General features: G+C 72.1%; 13 protein-coding genes. 3 read left to right on the top strand and 10 right to left on the bottom strand.

Translation table 11 applies throughout. The features are described from left to right. Positions 1-1058: 1058 nt before the first annotated feature. The 4 genes from STRVI_RS12660 to STRVI_RS12645 form a co-directional block, all read right to left on the bottom strand. Positions 1059-2105, bottom strand: coding sequence for a hypothetical protein (locus tag STRVI_RS12660; protein WP_014056038.1), 1047 nt, complete (start codon positions 2103-2105; stop codon positions 1059-1061). A gap of 183 nt (positions 2106-2288) precedes the next feature. Continuing rightward, complete coding sequence (locus tag STRVI_RS12655; RefSeq protein WP_050993933.1) at positions 2289-4031, bottom strand: BCCT family transporter; 1743 nt, start codon at positions 4029-4031, stop codon at positions 2289-2291. A gap of 169 nt (positions 4032-4200) precedes the next feature. Then, positions 4201-5523, bottom strand: coding sequence for a M14 family metallopeptidase (locus STRVI_RS12650; protein WP_014056036.1), 1323 nt, complete (start codon positions 5521-5523; stop codon positions 4201-4203). Between the two features lie 129 nt (positions 5524-5652). Then, the gene (locus STRVI_RS12645) at positions 5653-7710 is read right to left on the bottom strand and encodes a Xaa-Pro dipeptidyl-peptidase (RefSeq protein ID WP_251982612.1); all 2058 of its coding nucleotides are present in this window, start codon (positions 7708-7710) and stop codon (positions 5653-5655) included. Between the two features lie 185 nt (positions 7711-7895). Here STRVI_RS12645 and STRVI_RS12640 point away from each other — a divergent pair, with 185 nt between their 5' ends. After that, positions 7896-9386 carry a M1 family metallopeptidase gene (locus STRVI_RS12640; protein WP_014056034.1) on the top strand — a complete coding sequence of 497 codons (1491 nt, stop codon included), beginning with the start codon at positions 7896-7898 and terminating at the stop codon, positions 9384-9386. Positions 9387-9468: 82 nt separating this feature from the next. Here the strand turns inward: STRVI_RS12640 and STRVI_RS12635 are convergent, their stop codons facing one another. Together STRVI_RS12635 and STRVI_RS12630 are read right to left on the bottom strand one after the other, a co-directional pair. Beyond that, positions 9469-10329, bottom strand: coding sequence for an oxygenase MpaB family protein (locus tag STRVI_RS12635; RefSeq protein WP_014056033.1), 861 nt, complete (start codon positions 10327-10329; stop codon positions 9469-9471). Positions 10330-10348: 19 nt separating this feature from the next. After that, positions 10349-14089, bottom strand: a complete 3741-nt coding sequence (locus STRVI_RS12630) for a glycoside hydrolase family 2 TIM barrel-domain containing protein (RefSeq protein ID WP_014056032.1) — start codon at positions 14087-14089, stop codon at positions 10349-10351. Positions 14090-14363: 274 nt separating this feature from the next. Between STRVI_RS12630 and STRVI_RS12625 the strand changes: the two genes are divergently transcribed. After that, positions 14364-15104, top strand: a complete 741-nt coding sequence (locus STRVI_RS12625; protein ID WP_014056031.1) for a MerR family transcriptional regulator — start codon at positions 14364-14366, stop codon at positions 15102-15104. 520 nt (positions 15105-15624) lie between these two features. Here STRVI_RS12625 and STRVI_RS12620 read toward each other — a convergent pair. Further along, complete coding sequence (locus STRVI_RS12620) at positions 15625-16527, bottom strand: alpha/beta fold hydrolase (protein ID WP_050993656.1); 903 nt, start codon at positions 16525-16527, stop codon at positions 15625-15627. 109 nt (positions 16528-16636) lie between these two features. On the opposite strand from STRVI_RS12620, the gene STRVI_RS12615 reads away from it, so the two are divergent. After that, the gene (locus tag STRVI_RS12615) at positions 16637-17599 is read left to right on the top strand and encodes a LysR family transcriptional regulator (RefSeq protein ID WP_014056029.1); all 963 of its coding nucleotides are present in this window, start codon (positions 16637-16639) and stop codon (positions 17597-17599) included. 307 nt (positions 17600-17906) lie between these two features. Here STRVI_RS12615 and STRVI_RS12610 read toward each other — a convergent pair whose 3' ends face one another. From STRVI_RS12610 to STRVI_RS12600, 3 genes are all read right to left on the bottom strand, one after another. Then, complete coding sequence (locus STRVI_RS12610) at positions 17907-20150, bottom strand: 3-hydroxyacyl-CoA dehydrogenase NAD-binding domain-containing protein (RefSeq protein ID WP_014056028.1); 2244 nt, start codon at positions 20148-20150, stop codon at positions 17907-17909. 226 nt (positions 20151-20376) lie between these two features. Continuing rightward, on the bottom strand, positions 20377-21591 hold the full coding sequence (locus tag STRVI_RS12605; protein WP_014056027.1) for an acetyl-CoA C-acetyltransferase: 1215 nt from the start codon (positions 21589-21591) through the stop codon (positions 20377-20379). A gap of 114 nt (positions 21592-21705) precedes the next feature. After that, entirely contained in the window at positions 21706-22857 is a 1152-nt protein-coding gene (locus STRVI_RS12600) for a CaiB/BaiF CoA transferase family protein (protein ID WP_014056025.1), read from the bottom strand. Between the last annotated feature and the right edge of the window lie 39 nt (positions 22858-22896).

The following is a 22896-nucleotide window of genomic DNA, read 5'->3' as shown; positions in this document are numbered from 1 at the left end:
GGGCCCCGGTCCTCAATCGCCGGATGGGCTGACTATCAGCCCGTCCGGCGATTGAGGACCCGCCCGAAGGGCGTCCGGCCAGGCCAGGGGCGGTGGGCTGGGGCCGACTCGGCCCCGCGGCGCCTGGCAGGCACGCCTCCGGCCACCACTGAGAGCTGGTGCGCCACGTTGTCACCATCGCGTGTGGCATCCCCAACCGCCGCTGGACGTTGTCCCCAACGCTCTCCCCTCCCCTACTCCGGGGCTTGGCGACTGCGCGCAGCGGGGCTGTCCCCTCCTGATCCGGCCCGAGCCACGCGCGTCCCAGGCCGATCGGGCTCCCCGGGGCCCGTGGAGGTGCCCAAAGCGATCGCGCGAGTGCGGGCGCGGGCTGCCGCGTCAGGGGCCCGGCGCGCCTGCGCGGTCAGCCGGGTGGCGGCGAGTGGGAGCGGGGCGCGGGCCGTGCCAGGGGTCGGAGCGCCCACGCGGTCGGCCGGATGGGAGCGGGTGGAGCGGGGTGCGGGCCCGCTCGCGGGTCGGAAGGCAGGCACTGGCGAGCCGGGGTGACGGCGGATGCGGCCCACTCAAGCGGGAAGGCAGCCACCGGCCAGCCCGGCCAGGGCAGGTGCGGCTCGCTCAAGCCGGAAGGCAGCCACCGGCCAGCCCGGCCAGGGCAGGTGCGGCTCGCTCAAGCCGGAAGGCAGCCACCGGCCAGCCCGGCCAGGGCAGGTGCGGCTCGCCCAAGCCGGAAGGCAGCCACCGGCCAGCCCGGCCAGGGCAGGTGCGGCTCGCCCAAGCCGGAAGGCAGCCACCGGCCAGCCCGGCCAGGGCAGGTGCGGCTCGCCCAAGCCGGAAGGCAGCCACTGGTCGGGCCGGCCAGGGCAGGTGCGGCTCGCTCAGGCCGGAAGGCAGCCACTGGTCGGGCCGGTCAGGGCGGGTGCGGCCGCCCGGTCGCGGCGATGGCAGGCGCTGGGATGCGGCCGGGCGGGGCCTGGCAGGCAGTTCTCCAGCGGCGCGGCGCCCGGCCCGGCGGGAGCCTCGGGGCATCCGGTGGGAGCGCGTGGGGTCGGCTGCCGCCCTTACCGTTCCACGGGAGTGACCCGTACCGCGTCGCTCGTGCGGGCCGTCAGGAAGGACCGGCCGCGGAGGGCGCGGGGGTCCAGGGGGATGTGGTGGGTGCCCGGGTCCAGGACGGCGTCGAAGAGTTCGCGCGCATGGGGCCGGGACAGCCGGTCCAGGCGGTGGGCCGCCAGCCTTACCCGGCAGGCGGACGCCACCTCGACCATGGCCTCGGCGCCGCCCGCCACCGTCGTCAGGCCCAGGAGGCGGCGGCGGTCGCGCGGGGTGCGGTCCAGGGCCTGTTCGACCTGGGCGACGAGCAGGGGGACGATCGGGGCGAGCGCGGTGACGCACACCGCGTCGGAGCGCGCCGCCGCGAAGGCGTCCCGGACCGCGTCACGCTCGCCCGGGCCCACCGTCCGGCCGAAGACTACCGCACCGTATTTGCGCAGCTCATCCGCGTGGGCGCCCACCGCGTCCAGGGTGATCTCGGCGCCGATGCCGATGGTGCGCAGCGCGGCGGCCAGCTTGGCGAGGACGGCGGCGCGCTGCCCGATCAGCAGCGCCCTCGGGCCCGTCGGGACCTCGGGCGCGGGCGCGCCGTCGGCGGTCAGCAGCCGCTTCAGCGCGGTCCGGTACTGCTCGCCGCGGAAGCGGTAGGGGCCGATGTCGTGGTAGCCGTCGCGCTCGACGTCCGGGGTCTCGTCGGTCTGCCAGACGAAGTCACGCCAGACGACGTCCGGGCCGTCCCGCTCGATGACAGCGGTGACGGCCCCGCACTCCAGCCCCTCGCACTCCGGGCAGCCGTAGATGACACACCGGCTTCCCTCCAGCGGCGTCTCCGCCTCCTCCAGCAGCAGTCTGCGCACCTGCTCGGCGAGGGCGGAGGGCCCGACGTCGGCGGCGAGCGGTGAGACCGCGTCGAGGTCGGCGAGGCGCACCAGCAGGGGCCTGCCGTCCACCACGAAGTCCAGGAAGTCGCGGTGGGTTTGGTACGCGCCATCGGCCAGCACACCGCCCGCGCGCATCGCCGGCGCCAGCCCGAACGTCACGTACTCGGAGGTCATGCCCCAAGTATTCCCGTTACGGGGCGGTATCAGGGGAAACCGGCGGTGCGCCGGGCGGCCCGGGTCGCCGCTTACGCCGTGGAGGAGGCGGCCAATGCTGGGGACACCACGACGCGCCGCCCGGACCGATCGGGTCCGGGCGGCAGGTGTCACAGCCGCGCCCCGCGGGGGCGGCCGGAGCGGCTAGCGGCTCTTGGCCGCGGAGGCCCGATCACCCGATCGGCCCGCGCCGTCCCCGTCCCCGTCCTCGCCCTCGGACGAGGCGTCGGAGTCGGCGTCGGGCGGAGTCGCCGGGCCGATGCGGATCTCGAACTCGCCGTCGTACTTCTCATGACCGGCGATGACCGCCATCTCGACGGCCTCCTCGCCCCGCTCGCCCCGCACGATCAGCGGGTCGCGGCGCAGATCCTTCAGCAGCGCCCAGCACAGCCCCACCATCACCAGCGTGAACGGCGCGGCCACCAGGATCGTCAGGTTCTGCAATCCGGTGAGGGCGTCCCCACCGCCGCCGCCGATGAGCAGCATCACGGCCGCCACCGCGCCCGTGGTCACGCCCCAGAAGATGACGACGAAGCGGGTCGGCTCGAAGGCGCCCTTCTGCGAGAGCGTGCCCATCACGATGGACGCCGCGTCGGCGCCGGAGACGAAGAAGATACCGACCAGGATCATCACCAGCACGCTCATCACGCCGGCGATCGGGTACTGGTCAAGCACCCCGAAAAGCTGCCCCTCGGGGGTGGATTCCTTCCCCAGCCGGCCCGCGGCCTGGAGCTTCATCGACGAACCGCCGAAGATGGCGAACCAGAGCAGGCTGACGGAGCTCGGGACCAGGATCACGCCGCCCACGAACTGCCGGATGGTGCGGCCGCGGCTGATCCGGGCGATGAACATGCCCACGAACGGCGTCCAGGAGATCCACCAGGCCCAGTAGAAGACCGTCCAGCTGCCCAGCCAGTCCGCGACCGACTTGCCGCCGGTGGCCTCGGTGCGGCCCACGAGCTGCGGCAGATCGCCGATGTACGAGCCGATCGAGGTCGGCAGCAGGTCGAGGATGATGATCGTCGGACCGGCCACGAAGACGAAGACCGCGAGGAAGAGCGCCAGCACCATATTGATGTTGGACAGCCACTGGATGCCCTTGGCGACACCCGAGACGGCGGACGCGATGAAGGCGACCGTCAGGATCGCGATGACGGCGACCAGCAGCCCGGTGCCCACGTCGCTCTTCCAGCCCAGCACCTCGATACCACTGCCGATCTGCAGCGCGCCGAGGCCGAGCGATGCGGCGGAGCCGAAGAGCGTGGCGAAGATGGCCAGGATGTCGATGACCCGGCCGACCCAGCCGTTGGCGTTCTTCGAGCCGATGAGCGGGGTGAAGACCGCGCTGATCGTCTGCCGGCGGCCACGGCGGAAGGTGCTGTACGCGATGGCCAGGCCGACGACCGCGTAGATGGCCCAGGGGTGCAGCGTCCAGTGGAAGAGCGTGGTGGACATCGCGGTCTGCATCTTCTCGGCCGCGCTGCCGGGGTCGGTCCCGGGCGGCGGGGAGACGAAGTGCGACAGCGGCTCACTCACGCCGTAGAACATCAGACCGATGCCCATGCCCGCGCTGAACATCATCGCGACCCATGAGACGGTGCGGAATTCGGGTTCCTCGCCCTCCTGTCCGAGGGTGATCTTGCCGTAGCGGCTCATGGCCAGCCAGAGGGCGAAGATGACAAACCCCGACGCGGCCAGGACGAAGGCCCATCCGCCGTTGTGTATGAGCCCGGAGAGCATGCTGTCCGAGACTCTCTCCAGGGTGTCGCTGGCAACGGACCCCCAGATGACGAAGGCCAGCGTGAGCGCGGCGGAAACGCCGAACACCACGCGGTCCGTCCGGGGGGCCGCATGGGGCCCGGCGGAGTCGGCGCCGGGAGTATCCACGGTGGCCGGGGGATCGCCGCCGACGTCCCCCGCGCTTGTACCTGTCTGCGGCACGCAAAAAACCTTTCACTGGGGGTTTGGCTGACGGATTTCCGGCTACCCAGGACTCTTGGATGCATGCCAACCGGCCGCCGAGGCCGGTGCTTTAGTATGCCATCAAAGCGTCATGTCAGCATTTGTCCACCGGCTGCCCGGCGGTGAGGTGGTACGCGGCGCGGCCGTCCAGCAGCAGCGGTACGAGCGCGCGGGCCGACTGGCGCAGCGGTACGAAGGCACCTGCGTCGCCCTTGGCGGGCTTGACCGTCACCCCGTGCAGGGCCAGTTCGTCCCGCACCTCGTCGTATTGGGCGGCGTCCAGCCGGTAGCCGCAGGGCGGATCCTGCAGGACCGTGCCCTCCTCCGGCGGTTCGTTGTCCGCGCCGCCGAGGTAGACCGGGCCCCGGTCCGCGAAGCCGGCCAGCCGCGCCGCCGTCGTGGCCGCCTCGATCCGGCCGCGCCGCTCGGTGATGAAGTCGAAGGCGCCGTTCAGGGCGGCCAGATGGGAGCCCACCCGGCGGCGGTTGTTGACGGCGGGGTCGGCCTTCTCGGCGTCGGTGAGCGGGTCGACCCGGGTCTCGACCAGCAGCCCTACGGAGTGCTTGACGCCCGCGGTGTTCCGCAGGATCCGCTCCTGTCCATCGCCCGCCACCTGCTTGACCGGCTCCCCGGTCTCGGGGTCGGTCCAGATGCCGTAGACGCCGGTGGTGTGGCCCGCGGCCTCGACGCTCGGGCGCACATAGGTGTCCGACAGGGTCCGCGCCTCATGGTGCACCGGGTCCTGGGTGTTGAGGTTGCGCGGCCACAGCGCCAGCAGGTCCTTCAGGTAGTACGGGACGGTCGCGCCGTACTCATGCAGGTCGTAGACGGTGTCCGGGCGCCAGTCGCGGATGACGCCCGCCATCGCCCGGGACTCGGCGGTGGTGAGGGCGACATGGTCGCGGTTGATGTCCACGCCGTCGGAGTTGCCGCGGGTGTCGGCGGCGCGGCCGTCGGGGTTGGCGGTCGGCACGACGAGAACCTGGGTGCGCTCCAGGAAGCGTCGGGTCCGGCGGTCCTTGGCGTAGGCGAGGTCGCGGACGGTGGACAGACATGCCTCGCGGCCGGAGGGCTCGTCGCCGTGCTGGGAGCAGATCAGCAGCAGGACGTTGCCGCGCGCCGCTTTGCCCGGGTCGGCGGGTGCGGCCGGGGCGCCGATCCGCACCAGCCGCAGCGGGCGCCCCTGCGCGGTGGCGCCGATCCGGTCGACGGCCACGCGCGGGGCGGACTTGTCGACGGCCGCGAGGAAGTCCGCCTCCTCGGCCTCGGTGGTCCACCGTGCGCCATGGCTGATCTCGAACCCCGTACGCGGCGGACGCTGCTCGGCCCGCGCGGGCGCGCTGAGGAACGCCCCGGTCAGCAGCGCACCGATCGCGCCGCAAGCGGCGCTGCGGATGAGGGGTGACCGCGTGAACACGAAGGACCTCCTGGGATGAGAGGGATACGGGGGCGATATCGGTCGGTGCCGGCGTCCTGTCAGGGCCCGCCGCCGGTGGGTGCCGCGCCGCCATTGGCCATGGCGGCGCGGCCCCCACCGGCGCGGGGCTCAGTCGAGGGTGGAGTGGGTGGACGTGGACGTGGACGGGAGCGGGGTGCGGTGCCGCGGGGCCCGTACGCCCTTCAGGGGCGGTGTGGCCGCCGTGCGCGAGGGGGCGGCCGCGGCCTTCGGGGCGCCGCCGACCAGCGGCAGCCGGGCCGAGGTGCGGGGCAGGTCCAGGGTCAGCCGCGGCGTGGTGGACGGCGGTTCGAGAAGGCCCGCGTCGGTGCCGGCGATGATCAGGCCGAGGCGGTGTCCGGCCGGGACGACATGGTCGGTGGCCGCGAGGTCCAGGGTGATGGTGTACGCCTTGCCCGGGGTCAGCGGGCGGCCCTTGCCGTCGTCCGCGAAGTTGCCGAGGTCGGCCCAGCCGCGGCTGAAGACCGTGTAGTCGACGTCGGCCCGGTCCGCGGTCGTCTCCTTGAAGCAGGCGCTGTCGCCCGCCGTGCTGCTGCCCCAGCAACTGCGCCGGTCGAGGGTGGTGATGCCCTCGCCGCTCGCCGTGTAGTTCCGGATGGTGGCCGGGCCGAGGTCGACCAGGACCGCGGAGAGGTGGGCGCTCGCGGTGGAGGGCGTGGCGGTGACGGTGACCGTGCCGGAGCCGGACAGCCGCAGGTCCTTCGTCAGCGGACCGGTGGTGAAGCCCGCCTTGCCGGGCGTCGAGGTGTCGATGGCCGCGGACCAGTCGGCCTCGCTCAGCGCGGGGTCGTCGGTGAAGGTCTCGGTCGCGCCGGGTTCGGCCTGCTCCGTGCCGAGCACGCCCACTCCGGCCGTGGCGCCGCCGCGCGGACGCAATGTGGTCTGCCGGGTGCCGGACGGGGGCCAGACCCGGTCGGTGGACCACTGGTCGGGGGCGCGCTCGACATCGGCCATCGGCTCGCGCTCGATGCCGTTGTCGATGCCGAGCAGGTAGTGGTCGAACCAGCGGTGCAGAGTGCGCACCCACTCTCCGCGCCGGAAGTCGAACGGGTCGACATGCCCGGTCTGCGAGAGCCAGATCTTGCGCTCGACGCCCGCGTCGGCGAGGGCGTTCCACCACTGCCCGAGGTGCTTGGTGCGGACGTTGAGGTCCTGCGCACCGTGGACGGCGAAGACGCTGGCCCGCACCTTGTCCGCGGCCGGCACATAGTCGCGCTCGCTCCACAGACCGATCCAGTCGCCGCTGCGCGGGGCGCCCTCGACGAGACGTTTCTGTACGGCGGCGCAGCGGGCGTGGGCGTCATCGCTCTCGACGGCGTCCGAGAGTCCGTCGGGGCCGGAGTCGTAGAGCGCGGCGCCCTTGGCGAAGTAGTAGTCGTACCAGGAGGAGATGCCGCCGATGGGCACGATGGTCTTGAGCCCGTTGACGCCGGTGGCGGCGACCCCGTTGGCGACGGTGCCGTCGTAGCTCTTGCCGATCATGCCGGTGGCGCCGTTGGACCAGCTCGCCTTCACCGGCTGCCCACCGCTGCGGGTGGAGTACGCCGTCGCGCGGCCGTTCAGCCAGTCGACCACGGCCTTGGCGGACAGGATGTCGGAGCGGCCGCCGACGTCCACACAGCCGTCGGAGCGGTTGGTTCCGGCGAGGTCGACCAGGACGGTGGCGTAGCCGCGCGGTACGAAGTAGTTGTCGTAGAAGAGCGGGAAGAGGACCGGGTTCCCGGCGGCGTCATAGGTCTTGGTCTGGCTCTCGTTGCCGCGTCCGCAGCAGGAGTAGTACGGGCTGGCGTCCATGATGACGGGGACGCGGCGGCCCTGCGCGGCGGGTTCGCGCGGCCGCACGATGTCGACGGCGACCCGGTCGGTCTCTCCGTCCGCGTCGCCGTCGATCGTGGTGTCCACCCATACCGATTCCCGGATGGCGTTCTCGTAGGAGTAGACGGGTCTGCTCTCGGATCTGCTGTCCGGTGCGCTCGGCGCGCCGGAAGCGCCGGAAGCGCCGGAAGCGGCGGAAGCGGCGGAGGCGGCATGGGCGGCCGGGGCGCCGAGCGGTGGCAGCAGGGATATGGCGGCCGCGACCAGCGCGGTGACCGCCGACAGCACAAGCGTGGTCCAGGGGATGCGGGGTGTCCGCGTCTGTAGCAGCACGGCCGGACGGTAGCGCGAGTCAACTCCCGTACAGAAGAGGGCGATACGTGTCGCGATCGTGTCCGAGTCGATTCGCGTTGCGGCCGGATGTCGATTGGATGTCGGACGGCGTGATGGACGTGAGGTGCGTGTGAGAAGTACATAAGGTCACGAGTGATCGTTCTCCCCTACGAGTTGGAGGACTCGTGCGTCACCACAGACTTCTCGTCCCGGGCGCGGCCGCGGCCTGCCTGCTGCTGGCGATCCCGGCGTCGGCGGCCGATGCCACGCCCGGCGCCCCCGGCATCGGGGACTCCTACTACCCCTCGTACGGCAACGGCGGGTACGACGTCTCCCATTACGACCTTCGGCTGAAGTACCAGCCGAAGACGGACCGGCTGGAGGGCACGGCGACGATCGTGGCCGACGCCCGGCAGGATCTGTCCCGGTTCAACCTGGACTTCGCGCTCGATGTGAGCGAGGTGCTGGTGGGCGGGAAGAAGGCCGCGTTCACCAAGACCGGCGACCATGAGCTGGAGATCACCCCGGCCGCGCCGCTGACCTCCGACCGCCCCTTCACCGTGGTCGTGCGCTACAGCGGCACCCCCTCGAAGGTGGTGGCGAGCGGGTTCACCTCGTGGCTGCGCACCCCGGACGGCGGGATCGCGGCCAATGAGCCGGAGTCGGCGTGGTGGTGGTTCCCGAGCAATGACCATCCGCTCGACAAGGCCACCTACGACGTGTCGGTGGCGGTGCCGGACGGAACGCAGGCGATCAGCAACGGCACCCTGCAGTCGACCAGCTCCCAGCTCGGCTGGACGCGCTACAACTGGCGCTCCAGCAAGCCACAGGCCACGTATCTGGCCACGCTGGCGGTCGGCAAGTTCGACATCACGACGGACACGACCGCCAACGGTCTGCCGGTGATCAACGCCTACAGCAAGGACCTCGGGGACAACGCGGGGGCGGCGCGGGCGAGCGTGGAGCGGTCGGCGGAGATCGTGGACTGGGAGTCCACCGTCTTCGGCCCGTACCCCTTCGACGCGCTGGGCGGCTATGTGCCCAATGTGCCCACGGGCTACGCGCTGGAGACCCAGACCCGGCCGTTCTACAGCCCGAAGGGGTTCGCCAAGGGCGCGAACACCTCGCTGATCGTGCATGAGCTGGCCCATCAGTGGTTCGGCGACAGCGTCTCGCTGAAGGACTGGCGCGACATCTGGATCAACGAGGGCTTCGCCAGCTACGCCCAGTGGCTGTGGTCGGAGAAGGAGGGCGAGGGCACCGCGCAGGAGCTGGCGGACTACACCTACGCCTCCTACCCGGCCGACGACCCCTTCTGGAAGGTCGAGCCGGGCAACCCGGGGCCGGAGAACCAGTTCCATGACGCGGTGTACGACCGGGGCGCGCTGGCCCTCCAGGCGCTGCGGAACCACATCGGCGACAAGGACTTCTTCGCGATCCTCAAGGGCTGGACGACGGAGAACCGGTACGGAAACGCCTCGGTCAAGGACTTCGTGACCTACGCGGAGAAGGTGTCCGGCAAGCCGCTGGCCACGCTCTTCGACACCTGGCTGTTCACCCCGTCGAAGCCGGCCGCGGCGCAGGCGCGGGCGGCGGAGCTGAGCCCGGCCAAGACGCCGGTGCGGCCGAAGTCGTGGCAGCGGATCCAGGACACGCACAGCACCCACGGCCGCTGAGCCCCGAAACCCCGGCCGGGTCTTCCGCCCCGGCCGGGGTCCGGAGCCGCCGTGATGCGATGGCGCTCGGCATATCCCCTGGTCACGGCCGTCCGGCGCGGGCTCGGCGCCGGGCCTCACGCGCGATGGGCAGATAGCGCAGCCGCTCGGGCAGCAGCGGGACCACGACCCGGACGACCCTCCCGAACCACCGCAGCCGCCGCTCCTGCCCCCGCGTCCACCCCAGCCCGATCGCCTCCCGGGCGTCCGGCGGCATCAGCCCGACGGTGAGGAACGCGCGGAAGCGGGTGAACAGCGGGCGCAGCAGCGGCCACAGCAGCCGCGGCGGCAGCGGACCCGGTGGAGGGACGGGCGCGTCGGGCGCGGCCAGTTCACGGGCGACGACGGTCGGTTCCAGCCATTCGCGCACCATCGTGCGGTAGTAGGGCCAGAACTCCTCGACGGATCCCGGCATCTCGCGGTCGTCGATGCCCAGCACCCGTCCGATCCGCAGCCATTCCCGGTAGAGCTGCCGCTCCTCGGCGGCGGTGAAGGGGCGGGTTCCCAGATAGCGCTGGGCGCGCAGATAGACCGGATAGCCGGTGGCGTGCACCCAGGCGTAGACGGGCGGGTCCAGCGCGCGGTACGGGCCGCCGTGCGCGTCGACGCCCTGGATGGACGCGTGGAGCCTGCGCAGCCGGCGGCCCTCCGCCTCGGCCTGCGCCCCGCCGTACACCCATAGCTGCACCGACCGCAGGGAGCGCTCGCCGCGCCCCCAGGGGTCGGTGCGGAAGACGGAGTACTGGTCCACGCCCGCCCCGACGGCCGGATGTGCCACCTGCATGGTCATCGCGGCCGGCAGGGCGAGCAGGCTGCGCAGCTCCCCCGCCACGGCCCACAGGATGCCGCCGGCAGGCGGCGGGTCGTGGCCTTCGGTGGGGCGGCGGGGGCGCTGCGTGCTCATGGAACCATCGGTGGTGCGGTTACTTCCCTTCTGTTCCAGTGTGCGCCCCCGCGCCGCCGCTGAGCGGGCGCAGGGTGAGCGTGTAGTCATAGGCGCTGTCGGCCTTCACCCGGTACTGGTCGCGCACCGGGTTGGGGGTGTCGCCGGCGCCGGTGACGGCGTGGTCGGCGTGCAGGGTGTTCCAGCCGTCGTTGCGCTTGAGGAAGTGCGGATAGGCGGCGCGGTCGAGTTCGTCGTACGCGCCGGCGCCCGTCTCCAGATCGCCGGAGACCAGCAGTCCGGCACCGCCGCGGTCGGTGAGGGACGCCCAGCGCACATCGTCGTGGTTGCCGTGGTCCTGGGGCTTCAGATACTCGACGTACTGGTCCTCGACCGAGGAGGACCAGACGCCCATGGGCGTGCCGTCCTTACGGTCGTTGAAGTTCTCCACCGGTCCGCGCCCGTACCACCGGAAGGTGCCGTACCGCTCGGGCACCTTGAGCTGGAGACCGATCCTGGGCAGATAGGACAGGGTGCGGAAGTCGCCGCGCGCCTCGACCTGATGCCGGATCCGGACCTGGCCCGCGCCGTCGACCCGGTAGGCCACGGTCTGGTCGAAGGACGCGCCGGTCACATCGGGCGCGGCGGCCGTGGAGCGGACGGTGACGGTGACCGTGCCGTCGTCGCCGGGGGTCACCTCGACCCCGTCGACGGTGGTGCGCAGCCGGTCAAGGCCCAGGGTCCGCCAGCGCTTGCCCTCGGCGGTGCCCCAGTCGGAGCGCTCATTGCTGATCGGGGCGCGCCAGGCGTCCAGTTCGGGGCCGGAGCGGAGCAGTTCGCGGCCCGCCACGCGCATCGAGGTGAGCGTGCCCTCCTTCTTGCCGAAGGTGTACTGGAAGTCCTCGCCGCCGACCCGCACGGTGTCGCCGCGCTCGACGGCCTTGGCTCGCCCGCCTGCGGCCGGGGCGGGAGCGGGCTCGGGCACCTTGTCGCCACCGACCGCGAACTGGCCGAAGGACACCACATGCCCGGCCTTGGCCCAGTCGGTGGAGTGCGCCGTGACGGCCCGCACGGTCAGATGGCGCTCATAGCCCCCGGGGTTGGCGGGCGGGGCCGGGAGCCGGACCGTGGCGCTCTCGCCGGGCCCGACGTCCAGGGCGCGGGTGCCGCTCGCGACGGTCCGCGCGCCCTCGGTCACCGTCCAGCGCAGGGCGAGATCCTCGGTGCCGGTGAAGGCGCGCTCATTGGTGACCTTCACCTTGCCGGTGCGGGCGCCCTCACCGCCCGGGTCGGTGATCCGGATCGGGGCCTGCACCCAGGCGAGCTGGGCGGTCTCCGGCTCCGGGTCGCGGTCGGCGGTGACCAGGCCGTCCACACCGGATTCATAGAGCCCGTAGGAGAGGTAGCTGCCCTTACGGGTGAAGTCGTCGAAGTCGAGCGCGATCAGGGCGTCGCCCCGGGGGTCCTGGTCCTGGGCGAGCGGCTCCGCGCCGAGCGCGGTGTCGTAGACCCGGACCTGGTCGATGGTGCCCTTGGCGGTCCGGCCGGTCCAGCCGTCCTCCATGGTGTCGTTGTTCCGGCCGACGCCGAGGTCGAAGCCGGTGTAGTCGATACGGCCGCTCCACGCGGTCTCGGCGAGCTCCTTACCGTCGGCATAGAGGCGCAGCGCGGTGCCGTCGTAGGTGCCGGTGACCCGGTGCCAGGCGCCGGTCCAGCCGTCGGGCACGGGGGCGGTGACGGTACGGGGCTTGCCGCCGCTGGTGATGGTGAATTCGAGGGTGTCCTTGTCCTTCATCCGCAGGACGTACTGGTCGCCCTTGCTGACGATGGTGAAGTCCCCGGTCCAGGGCTCGGCCGGTTTGACGCGGGCGTCGAGGGTGACGGCGGTACCGGTGAGGTCGAGCTTCGGATCGCGGTAGATCTCGACGAAGTCGTCCAGCCCGGACAGATACAGCGCCTTGCCCTTCCCGCCGTACCCGTCGACCACCTTGGGCTTGCCGGAGAGTGAGGCGGCGATGTCGTTGCCGGAGGAGTCGGGGGTGGTGATCAGCGGACGCCGGATGTTCTGCTCGGCCCAGTCCCAGATGAAGCCGCCCTGGGCATTCGGGTAGGCGCGCATCACCTCCCAGAACTCGCGGAAGTTGCCGAGGCTGTTGCCCATGGCGTGGGCGTACTCGCCCATCACGATGGGCTTGGTGAAGGTCTTGGCCTTGGCTTCGAGGGAAGCCGGGGTCGGGTAGCGGGGTCCGGCGATGTCCGCGTAGGGCGCGTCGCCGTCGGGGCTGTTGGACTGGTGGTAGAGCGGGCGGGTGGGCTCGTTCGCCCGGGTCCACTTCGCCATCGCGTAGTGCGCCTTGCCCAGCCCGGCCTCGTTTCCGGTGTCCCACATGATGACGCTGGGGTGGTTCTTGTCGCGCTCCACCATGCCCTGGTGACGCTCCAGGAACGCCTTCTGCCATTCGGGGCGCTCGGCCAGGCAGTCGTCCGGGCAGTTCTCGTGGCTGTGGGTCTCGACCTCCATCTCGTCGTCGATCAGGATGCCCTCGCGGTCGGCGAGTTCGTAGAGATACGGGTCCGAGGGGTAGTGGGAGGTGCGGATCGCGTTCACGTTCAGCCGCTTCATCAGCCGGACGTCCTGTTCCATCCGGGCGCGGGTGGCATGGCGCCCGGTGGTCGGGTCGGTTTCGGCGCGGTTGACGCCGCGGATCAGGATGCGCTTGCCGTTGAGCGTGAGCTGCTTGTCCTTGACCTCGATCTCACGGAATCCGACGCTCTGGCGCACGGACTGGATCGCCTTGCCGCCCGGATCGCGCAGGGTGAGCACCAGCGCATAGAGGTTCGGCGTCTCGTCGGACCATTTGGCCGGGTTGGCGATCTGCCCGGTCAGCTCGGCCTTCCCGGCGTTCTCCTCGGCCGTCAGCCGCCGTACCTCACGCCCCTTGGGGTCGTAGAGCACACCGGTGACGTGATGGGGTCCGCTCTTGTCGCTTCCGGTGCGCGCGATGTCCACTTCGGTGCGCAGCGTGGCGTCCCGGTAGGAGGCGTCGAGATCGGTGGTGACGTACGCGTCCTCCATGCGGGTCGTGGGCGTGGAGTACAGCGATACGGAGCGGAAGATGCCCGCGTAGCGCCACTGGTCGTAGTCCTCCAGATACGATCCCGCGCTCCAGCGGTGCACCTGGACGGCGATCCGGTTGGTGGCGCCGGGACGCAGATAGTCGGTCACATCGAACTCGGCGGGGACATAGCCGCCCTGGTCGTAGCCGACGTAGTGGCCGTTGATCCACAGGAACCAGCCGGAGGTGACCCCGTCGAAGCGGATCACCTGCCGGCGCCCGTCCCAGTTCCGGGGTACCGTGATGTCCCGGACGTACGCCCCGGTCGGATTGGTGTCACGGGGCACCTTGGGCGGATCGTCCGGCGCCACCTCGCTCTGGACGTTGCGGAACACCGGATGGTCGAGGTCGTCGGTCTGCCAGGTGTGCGGGACCTGGACGCGCTGCCACGCCGAGGCGTCGTAGCCGTCCTTCCAGAAGCCGCTCGGGGCGTCCTCCGGCCGGTCGGCCATCGCGAACCGCCAGGATCCGTCCAGGCTGCGCTCCCAGGCCGCGCGGTCGGGCCCGTCCGGCCGCAGCCGGGTGTGCGGGGGTTCCTGGCCCTCGCCGGTCCGCTCCGGGTCCTCGAGGTACGTATGCACATCGGCGGGGAACTTGCCCGCGTCCGACGACCTCCCGACGGCCGTGTCCGCGGCCGTGAGACCGAGGCCGACAGCGGTGGTCATGGCGAGCACCGCCCCGATCAGTCGCCGTATCCCATATCTGCCGCGTTCCGAGCTCAATCCGACCCCACCTCACAGATTCGGAAGAAAACCAACACAGCTGAACAGCGAGGCACGCTATTCATCGGTAAAGAGATCGTCAACAGGTCGTGCTGATCCCGGTGTTGAGCCAGTGGCGGCGGAAGGTTTCACAGCGGTGCTGCGACAGCAATACTGATGCACCCGATCGGGCAGCGGCCCGACGGAGCAGGACGACGCGGAGAGCGAGGCACGGGCGATGACCACCCCCGGCACCGAGGAACCCACCCTCACCGTCGATGAACTGGCGGCCCGCGCCGGGGTGACGGTGCGCACCGTGCGCTTCTACAGCACCCGCGGACTGCTTCCGCCGCCGGTGCTCGGCCCGCGCCGGGTCGGCCACTACGGCCCCGAGCACCTCTCCCGGCTCGCGCTGATCGAACAGTTGCAGCGCCACGGCATGACCCTGTCCGCCATCGAGCGCTATTTGAGGCAATTGCCACCGGATCTGAGCGAGGACGATCTGGCGCTCCACCGGGCCCTGGTCGCCTCCTGGGGCCCGGACGCCCCCGAGGAGACGACCCGCGAACAGTTGGACCGGCGGGCCGGGCGGGAACTCACGGACGAGGACATCGACCGGCTGGCCGCACTGGACGCCTTGGAGCGCACCGCCGACCCGGACCGCTTCCGGATCGACCCCAAGGTGCTCCCTCTGGGGCTGCGGCTGCTGGACGTGCCGATCGAGATGGAGACGATACGCACGGCCCATACGGTCGTCCTGGAACACACCCGCTCCGCGGCGCGCGAGCTCAGCCGGCTGTTCCGGGACGTGTGGGGGCCCGAGCGCGATCACGAGTCCGGGAGCGGACCGGAGCGGGTGCGGGCGAAGAAGTCGCTGTCGGCCGATATGCAGCCGCTGGTGGTGGAGGCCCTGGTGATCGCGTTCCAGCGGTCGATGAAGCACGAGCTGCGGGCCTGGTACGGGCAGGACGCGGACTGAGCGGCGGAGTGTGCAGCGGGCTGCGAGCGTGGACTGCAGGCGCGGACTGCGGGCGCGGGCCTCGGGCGCGGGCCTCGGGCGCGGGCCTCGGGCGCGGGCCTCGGGCGCGGACTGCAGGCGCAGGCCTCGGGCGCAGGCTGCAGGCGCGGACTGCAGGCGCAGGCCTCGGGCGCAGGCTGCAGGCGCGGACTGCAGGCACGGGCCTCGGGCGCAGGCTGCAGGCGCGGACTGCAGGCACGGGCCTCGGGCGCAGGCTGCAGGCGCGGACTGCAGGCACGGGCCTCGGGCGCAGGCTGCAGGCGCGGACTGCAGGCGCAGGCCTCGGGCGCGGGCCTCGGGCGCGGGCCTCGGGCGCGGGCCTCGGGCGCGGACTGCAGGCGCAGGCCTCGGGCGCGGACTGCAGGCGCAGGCCTCGGGCGCAGGCTGCGGGCTGCGGGCTGCGGGCTGCGGGCGACTGTGAAGTGGGCTGAGCGGGCCCGGGGCGGCGCGGTGACCGGCCGCCCCGGGGCACCGGTGGTGGTCATTCGCCGCCGGTGAGCGCGGCGGCGAGCTCCTCGGGGCGGGCGGCGAACGGCGAATGGCTGCCCGGCAGCGACCGCACGGTGAAGGGCTGGTCCGGCATGGCCGCGTCGGCCTCCGCGATCATCAGATCCTGCATCGCGGGGGTGCACGCCCAGTCCTCGGTGCACCGGATGAAGGTGCGCGGGATCCGGCCCCACCGCTCCCGGGTCAGGGCGATCGGAGTGGTCGGCACCGCGAAGGGCAGATCCGGGCTCAGGGCGTGGTACCAGCGGGCGAAGGACCCGGCCGGGACATCGTGGTAGTAGGTCAGCCGCAGCTCCTCCACGTACGCCGGATCGGCCGAGAACGGATTGATCCGGAACGCGCCGATGGCCTCCGGGTCGCCCAGCATCAGCCCCTGCCCCCGTACGGTCGCGGTCTGCTCGGGGGCCGCCAGATAGTCGGCGAAGCGGGGGCGCCCGGCGGGGACGAAGGACGACAGATGGATCAGCTCGTCGACGAGCTCGGGGGCCCGCTCCGCGGCCAGGGACGCCGAGGCGCCACCGGCGCTGTGCGAGACCAGGGCGACCTTCGGATACCGGCGCACCGATCGCAGCGCGGCGACGACGGCCCCGGCGCACTCCTCCAGGGTCAGCCCGGCCAGCGCCGACTTCTCGGTGGCGAAACCCGGCTGGCCGGGGAGGTGGTGGCCCGAGGGCAACGGTGCCTCGAAGCCGTGCCCGGGCAGATCGACGGCGAGGCTCGCCGCGCCGAGCCGGGCCAGGGCGCGCTGGGTGGACGCCCACTGCCAGGAGGCGTGCCAGGCGCCGTGGACCAGCACGAACACGGTGCCGGAGGGGGCGAGGCCGGGGTGGGCATCGCTCACGGGGTGGGAATCGCCCGAGGGCGTCGGGGGGCTCATGGCACTCATGGAGGACAGTCCACCGCCACGGCCCGGCGTTATCCACCGCCATATCTGACAACCCCGCCGCCGATATCTCTTGAATATCGGCTCGGATATCCTGGGTCCGATGGAGTCACGACATCTGCGGTACGCCCTGGCGGTGGCCGAGCATCAGCACTTCGGACGGGCGGCCGCCGCCCTCGGGATCGCGCAGCCTCCGCTGTCCCAGCAGATCGCGGCGCTGGAGCGGGAGCTGGGCGCGCGGCTCTTCGACCGTACGGCGCGTGGGGTGTTCCCGACCGCCGCGGGTGAGGCGTTCCTGGCCAGGGCTCGCCGGGCACTGGCCGAGATGTCGGCCGCCGTATCGGACGCGGGCCGGGCCGCCCGGGGCGAGACGGGGCGGCTGCGGCTCGGCTTCATCGGCTCGGCGCTGCTGGAACTGCTGCCGTCCGTGCTGAGCCAGTTCATCCGGGACCGCCCCGAGGTGCGGCTGGGGCTGCAGGAGATGTCGACGCGCCGGTCCACGGCGGCGCTGCTCGCGGGCGAGCTGGACATCGCCATCGGGCGCGGTGCGCCCCGGGGCGCGGGTGCCGAGGATCTGGTGTCGGTCACGGTCGGCCGGGACCATCTGGTGGCGGTCGTCGGCGCCGCCCATCCGTTCGCCGGGCAGTCCAAGGTGAGCGTCGAGCAGCTCAGGGGGCAGCATCTGATCGTGGCGCCCGCGGACGAGGAGCCGACGGTCGCCGCCTGGCTGACCACACTGCTGGACGAGGGCACCGAGGCGCCCGAGCGGGCCGGTGGCGTCACCGAGGCGTGGGATGCGCACACCATCATCGGGCTGGCCTCGTGCGGGGTCGGGGTGGGGCTCGGCCCGGCGTGTCTGCGGGTGGCGGCGCGGCCGGACGTCCGGGTGTGCGAGGTGAGCCCGCGGGTGGAGTTGCCGGAACTGGTGATGTCGTTCCGAGCCCAGGACCGCTCCCCCGTGCTGGCGGCCTTCCTGGACATCACCCGAGAGCGGTGCCCAGGGGTGGCCGGGCGACTCGAACGCCGCCTGGGCCCGGCCCGTCAATGCAGCCCCTCCGGCGATTGAGGAGCGGGGCCCAGGGGCAGGGCCCAGCCGGAGGCCGGGGGCAACGCAATCCAGCCCCTCCGGCGTTAGAGGAGCGGGGCCCAGGGGCAGAGCCCCGGCGGGGACCGGGGCCGGACGCAATCCAGCCCCTCCGGCGCTTGAGGAGCAGGGCCCAGGGGCAGAGCCCAGCCGGAGGCCGGGGCCGGACGCAATCCAGCCCCTCCGGCGCTTGAGGAGCAGGGCCCAGGGGCAGAGCCCCGGCGGGGACCGGGGCCGGGCCCCGGTTGCGGGAAGGGGCGGGGAGGGGAAAGATCCCCCGGACGACCCCCTAGTCCGTGAAGCGCTCCCCCCGCTCGGCCTTCTCCAGCAGCAGCGCCGTCGGGGCGAACCGCTCCCCGTACGCCGCCTCCAGCTCCCGTGCACGCGCCACGAAACCGGCCACGCCGCCCTCGTATCCGTTGATGTACTGCAGCACCCCGCCCGTCCAGCCGGGGAAGCCGATGCCGAGGATGGAGCCGATGTTGGCGTCGGCGACGGAGGTCAGCACGCCCTCCTCCAGCAGCCGCACCGTGTCGATGGCCTCACAGAAGAGCATCCGCTCCATCATGTCCTCAAGGGGGACGCGAGTGCCCTCGCCACCGGACCCACCCGAACCACCAGACCCACCCGAACCACCGGACCCCCCAGACCCACCCCGCCCAAAGTGCTCCCGCAGCCCCGGCCACAGCCGGATCCGCTTGCCGGTCGTCTCGTCGTAGTCGTAGAAGCCCGCGCCGCCACTGCGGCCGGGGCGCCCGAACTCCTCCACCATGCGGTCGAGCACCGCGTCGGCCGGATGCGGCCGCCACTCGCCGCCCGCCTCCTCGGTCGCCCGGCGCGTCTCCTCGCGGATCTTGCGCGGCAGGGTCAGGGTCAGCTCGTCCATCAGGGAGAGCACCTTGGCCGGATATCCGGCCTGGGCCGCGGCCTGTTCCACGGAAGCCGGATCGACGCCCTCCCCCACCATCGCCACGCCCTCGTTGAGGAAGTGGCCGATGACGCGGGAGGTGAAGAAGCCGCGGGAGTCATTGACCACGATCGGGGTCTTGTTGATCTGCCGCACCAGATCGAAGGCGCGGGCCAGCGCCTTGTCGCCGGTGCGCTCGCCCTTGATGATCTCGACCAGCGGCATCTTGTCGACGGGCGAGAAGAAGTGCAGTCCGATGAAGTCGTCGGCGCGCTGCACCCCCTCGGCGAGCAGGGTGATGGGGAGGGTGGAGGTGTTGGAGCACAGCAGCGCGTCCGGGGCGACGACGCTCTCGATCTCCTGGAACACCTTGTGCTTGAGCGCCGGGTCCTCGAAGACCGCCTCGATGACCGCGTCACACCCCTCGAGGTCGGCGAGATCACCGGTCGGGGTGATCCGGGCCAGCAGCTCGTCCCGCTCGGCCTCGGCGGTCCGGCCCTTGGTGAGCGCCTTGGCCAGCAGTCCCTCGGCATACGCCTTGCCCTTGGCGGCGGCCTCCGCGGACACGTCCTTGAGGACGACCTCGATGCCCGCCTTGGCGCATGCGTACGCGATGCCCGCGCCCATCATCCCGGCGCCCAGCACCGCGACCTTACGGACCCGACCGGGCTCGATCCCCTGGGGCCGGTTGGCCCCGGAGTTGACCGCCTGCAGATCGAAGAAGAACGCCTGGATCATGTTCTTGGCGGTCTGGCCGACGACCAGCTCGGTGAAGTACCGGGCCTCGATGGTCTGCGCGGTCTCGAAGTCCACCTGGGACCCCTCGACGGCGGCGGCCAGGATATTGCGCTGCGCCGGGTAGGGCGCGCCGCCGAGCTGCTTGCGCAGATTGGCGGGGAAGGCGGGGAGATTGACGGCGAACTTCGGCTGCGCCGGGGTGCCGCCCGGGATCCGGTAGTCCTTCTCCTCCCAGGGCTGTGCCGACTCGGGGTGGGCGTCGATGAACGCCCGAGCCTGGGCCAGCATCTCCTCAGGGGTGGCCACGACCTCCTGCACCAGCCCCGCCTCCTGGGCGCGCCGGGGGCTGTACCGCGCCCCCTGGAGCAGCCACTTGAGCAGCGCGTCGGTGACGCCGAGCAGCCGTACGGTTCGGGCGACGCCCCCGCTGCCCGGGAGCAGGCCCAGGGTGACCTCGGGGAAGCCCATACGGGACCCGGGGGCGTCGAGGGCGATGCGGTGGTGGCAGGAGAGCGCGATCTCCAGCCCGCCGCCGAGCGCCGCGCCGTTGATCGCGGCGACCACGGGCTTGCCGAGGGTCTCGATCCGGCGCAGCCCGCGCTTGATGCGGAGGTTCTTCTCGTAGACCTCCTGGGCCTGGTCGGGCCCGATCTGGAGGAGGTCGTTGAGGTCGCCGCCGGCGAAGAAGGTCTTCTTGGCGGAGGTGACGATGATGCCGCGGATGGCGTCCCGCTCGGCCTCGACGCGGTCGGCGATCGCGTCGAGGGAGTCGATGAACGCGGCGTTCATGGTGTTGGCGGACTGGTCGGGGTCGTCGAGCACCAGGGTGACGACGCCCTCGTCGTCCTGCTCCCAGCGGATGGTCGAGGCGGTGGTGGGGTGGTTCATCTGAGGTCTCCAGGGCGAAGGGGAGGGGCGCGGGGAGGGGGCGGGAAGGAGAGGGAACGGCGGCGTCCTGAGAGCCGCTCGGCTCTACGAGGGCGTCCGGCGGATCTCAGGACCCCGGGGCCTGGGGCGGAGCCCCGCACGCGGCGGAGCCGCACATCGTCAGGTGCCGGGAAGGGGCGGGGAGGGGAGCGGCCCGCCGCAGGCGTCACGATCCGTCGGTCACCCCCTAGAGCCGCTCGACCACCGTCGCGATGCCCATTCCGCCTCCCACGCACAGCGTCACCAGCCCGAACCGCCCGTCACGCCGCTCCAGCTCGTCGATCACCGTGCCGAGGATCATCGCGCCGGTCGCGCCCAGCGGATGGCCCATCGCGATCGCGCCGCCGTTGACGTTGACCTTGTCCATGCTCAGCCCCATGTCGTCCACGAAGCGCAGCACCACCGCCGCGAACGCCTCGTTGATCTCGACCAGATCGATGTCGTCGATGGCCAGCCCGGCCTTGGTGAGCGCCTTACGGGTGGCCGGAGCCGGGCCGGTGAGCATGATGGTGGGGTCGGCGCCGGAGACGGCGGCGGAGACGATCCGGGCGCGCGGGGTCAGCCCGAAGCGATCGCCGACCTCGCGGTTGCCGATGGCGACCAGGGCGGCGCCGTCCACCATGCCCGAGGAGTTCCCGGCGTGGTGGACATGGTCGATCGCCTCGATCCAGTGGTACTTCTGCAGCGCCACCGCGTCGAAGCCGCCCGCCTCGCCGATGGTGGCGAACGACGGCTTCAGGCTCGCCAGGGTCTCGGCGGTGGTGCCGGGGCGGATGTGCTCGTCCCGGTCGAGGACGGTCAGCCCGCTGCGGTCGCGGACCGGGACCACGGAGCGGTCGAAGTACCCTTCCTTCCAGGCCCGAGCGGCCCGCTCCTGGGAGAGCGCGGCGAAGCTGTCCACGTCATGGCGGCTGTAGCCGCCGGTGGTGGCGATGAGGTCGGCCCCGATGCCCTGCGGTACGAAACCGGTCTCGTAGTTGGTCATCGGGTCCGCGAACCAGGCGCCGCCGTCGGAGCCCATCTTCACGCGTGACATCGACTCGACGCCGCCCGCGAGCACCAGGTCCTCCCAGCCGGAACGGATCTTGGCCGCCGCCAGGTTGACGGCCTCCAGGCCCGAGGCACAGAAGCGGTTCTCCTGGACGCCCGCGACCGTGTCCGGGAGCCCGGCCGCGATGGCCGCGATCTTGGCGATGTCGGAGCCCTGGTCGCCCAGCGGGCTGACGACGCCGAGGACCACGTCGTCGATCGCCGCCGGGTCCAGCTCGGGGAACCGCCGCCGCATCTCCTGGATCAGGCCCACCACCAGGTCGACGGGCTTGGTGCCGTGCAGGGCACCGTCGGCCTTACCGCGCCCGCGCGGGGTGCGGATGGCGTCGTACACATACGCTTCGGTGCTCACGTCAGCGGCCTTTCAGGGGAGGGTGGGGGCGGTGACGGCTCAGGGGACCGGCGGGAAGCGGACGGGGGTTCAGGACGTTCAAGATGTTCATGCCGTTCATGACATTCATGACGTTCATGCCGGGTTTCCCTCGACGAGCGAGGTGACTCCCCAGTCGCGGGCCACCTCGGCGGTGTCCGCCCCGGGCCGGACGGGAGCGCGGCGCACCGCGCCCGGGGTGGCGGAGAAGCGCGGGGCGGGCGCGGGCTGGGTGATCCCGCCGTGGTCGACGAAGGTGGAGCGGGCGGCGAGGTGCGGATGGGCCGGGGCCTCGCGCAGCGACAGCACGGGGGCGACGCAGGCGTCCGAGGCGCTGAAGACGGCGGTCCACTCCTCGCGGTCGCGCTGCTTGAAGCGGTCGGCGATGGCGGCGCGCAGCGCGGCCCAACTGTCGAAGTCATCGCGGGCCGGGGCCTGGTCGGCGATGCCCAGCAGCTCGATGAACTCCGCGTAGAACTTGCGCTCCAGGGGCCCGACCGCCATATAGCCGCCATCGGCGGTCTCATAGGTGCCGTAGAAGGGGCAGCCGCCGTCGAGGAGATTGGTGCCGCGCTGATCCCGCCAGCCCCCGGCGGCCATCATGCCGTGGATGGCGGAGGTCAGATGGGCGGTGCCGTCGACGATCGCGGCGTCCACGACCTGGCCGGGGCCGCCCGCGCGGGCGTGCTGCAGGGCGGCCAGGACGCCGATGACGAGATAGAGCGAGCCTCCCGCGTAGTCCCCCAGGAGGTTGGCGGGGGCGATGGGCGGGCCGTCGGCGGCGCCGATCATGCTGAGGGCGCCGGTGACGGCGATATAGCCGATGTCATGGCCGGCGGTCCGGGCGAGCGGGCCCTCCTGCCCCCAGCCGGTCATCCGGCCGTAGACCAGCCGGGGGTTGCGGGCCAGGCAGTCCTCCGGGCCGAGGCCCAGCTTCTCGGTGACCCCCGGGCGGTAGCCCTCGATGAGGATGTCGGCGCGCTCCACGAGGTCGAGCACGGTGGCCACGCTCCCGTCGGCCTTCAGGTCAAGGAGCACCGAGCGCTTGTTCCGGTTGGTGAGGTCGTGGTCCGGGTCGATCCGCAGGCCGCCGGCGCCTCCGGGGCGGTCGACGCGGACGACATCGGCGCCGAGGTCGGCGAGGACCATGGCGGCGAACGGACCCGGCCCGATCCCCGCGAGCTCCACCACTCGCACTCCGGCCAGCGGACCGGCCGCCCTCGCCCCGTCCTCCGCCGCCACCGTCATGCCGTCCCCCAATCGTGTGACACCACCGCTGTAACACCG

The organism is Streptomyces violaceusniger Tu 4113 (assembly GCF_000147815.2).
Classification (GTDB): domain Bacteria; phylum Actinomycetota; class Actinomycetes; order Streptomycetales; family Streptomycetaceae; genus Streptomyces; species Streptomyces violaceusniger_A.
The sequence above is the reverse complement of the archived record's forward strand: the minus strand, read 5'-3'. Positions and strand labels throughout refer to the sequence as shown.